This window comes from Streptomyces djakartensis, from assembly GCF_014651075.1.
GTDB classification, from domain to species: domain Bacteria; phylum Actinomycetota; class Actinomycetes; order Streptomycetales; family Streptomycetaceae; genus Streptomyces; species Streptomyces djakartensis.
Map to the genome: position 1 here is coordinate 1 of NZ_BMWE01000064.1, position 748 is coordinate 748.

General features: G+C 43.3%; 1 protein-coding gene. It reads left to right on the top strand.

The window, feature by feature from the left end; all coding sequences use genetic code 11:
* On the top strand, positions 1-748 hold a 748-nt coding region (locus IE212_RS35790), incomplete at both ends, for a replication initiation factor domain-containing protein (RefSeq protein WP_190201933.1).

Below are 748 nucleotides of genomic sequence, written 5' to 3' on the forward strand. Positions count from 1 at the left end.
CGCTTACCATGCTGTTTGATTATGTGAAAATTCGTTTTCCCACGCTGGATATACAGCACATCATCAAAGATATATTAAAACTGAATATCAATTATATGCTCCATGAAGATTACGGACATTACAGCTATACGGAGCATTATTCTCTTGGGGACATCTTTATCTATACGTCGGCTGACGAAGAAAAAGGTGTCCTTTTAGAGTTAAAGGGGCGTGGTTGCAGACAGTTTGAAAGTTACCTGCTGGCACAGCAAAGAAGCTGGTATGACTTTCTCATGGACGCACTCGTAGACGGTGGCGTGATGAAGCGTATCGACCTTGCTATCAACGACCATACGGGCATTTTGGATATTCCAGAGCTTGCGGAAAAATGCAGGAAACGGGAATATATCGGAAAGTCCAGAAGCTATAAGTTTTACCAGTCGGGCGAGCTTATCAAGCACAGAGAGGACGACAGAGAATATATGGGACGTACCCTTTATCTTGGGTCGCTGAAATCAGATGTGTATTTTTGTATCTATGAAAAGGACTATGAGCAGTATGTCAAGTTAGGGACACCTCTGGAAGAAGCCGACATTATCAACCGTTTTGAGATACGGCTTCGGAATGAACGTGCTTATTATGCAGTACGAGATTTGCTGACCTATTATGACGCAGAGCAGACCGCCTTTTCTATCATCAACCAGTATGTGCGGTTTGTTGATGAACAACCCGACAAGCGAAAAAATGACTGGAAACTCAATGACCGCTG